At 75.9% G+C, this 1,095-nt stretch carries 1 protein-coding gene; it reads left to right on the forward strand.

From position 1 onward, the window contains the following. A partial coding sequence (locus QSG27_RS29000) for a condensation domain-containing protein (RefSeq protein ID WP_306712324.1) occupies positions 1–1,095 on the forward strand: 1,095 nt, incomplete at both ends.

The raw sequence follows: 1,095 nt of genomic DNA on the forward strand, positions 1-1,095 counted from the left end.
GGTGCGCCTCGCCCCCGCGGTCCTCGACCGGCTGGCCGCCGTCGCGCGCGAGGGGCGGGCCACCCTGCCGATGGCGCTGATGGCCGCCTGGGGGCTTCTGCTGTCCCGCGCCACCGGGCAGGACGACCTGCTGATCGGCGTCCCGGCGGCGGCCCGCGTGCGGCGCGAGATGGAGGACACCGCCGGCTTCCTGGTCAACACCCTGCCCCTGCGCGTCACCCTGGACGGCGATCCCGGCTTCGTCGATCTGGTCGCCCGCCTGCGGCAACGGCTGCTGACGGCGCTGGAGCGGCAGCATGTGCCGCTGCCCCTGGTGGTCGATGCGGTGAGGGCGCCGCGCCTGCCCGACCGCCCGCCGCTGGTGCAGGCGCTGTTCGTGCAGCAGGACGCACGGTCCTGGTCGCTGGCCCTGCCCGGCCTCGCCGCGGAAGCGATTGCGGTGCCCACCCCGGTGGCCCGCTTCGATCTGGCGCTGGTGGTGATGGAGCGCGCCGGCGGCCTGTCCGGCGCGCTGGAATACGACACCGCGCAGGTGGACGACGCGATGGCCCGGCGCATGGCCGAACGCTACGCGGCCATCCTGGCGGCGGTGGCCGACGCGCCGCATCGGCCCCTCGGCACGCTGGACCTGCTGGGGGACGGGGACCGCCGGCTGAACGAGGCTCCCAACACCGGCACCGGCGACGATCCGCCCCCTGTCGCGGACCGCCTGCACGCCCTGGTCACCCGTCAGGCGGCGGCGCGGCCCGAGGCCACGGCCCTGTGGTGGCCGGAAGGAACGCTGAGCTATGGCGTTCTCGACCGCCGGTCCAACCGCTTCGCCCGGCGGCTGCGGGCGCTGGGCATCGCCCCCGGCGCCCGCGTCGGTCTGGTGGCGGAGCGCGGCCCCGCCCTGTTCACCGCATTGGTCGGCATCCTGAAGGCCGGCGCCGCCTATGTCCCCATCGACCCAGCCTATCCGGCGGAGCGCATCGCCGGAATGCTGACGGACGCGGAGGTCGCGGCGGTGGTGGCCGACACGCCGCCGCCCGGCCTGGGCGCGCCGTGGCTGTCCATCGACGATTCCGGTGATGGCGACGACACGCCGCTTCCCGG

The sequence above is a fragment of the Azospirillum isscasi genome (genome assembly GCF_030849505.1).
GTDB classification, from domain to species: domain Bacteria; phylum Pseudomonadota; class Alphaproteobacteria; order Azospirillales; family Azospirillaceae; genus Azospirillum; species Azospirillum isscasi.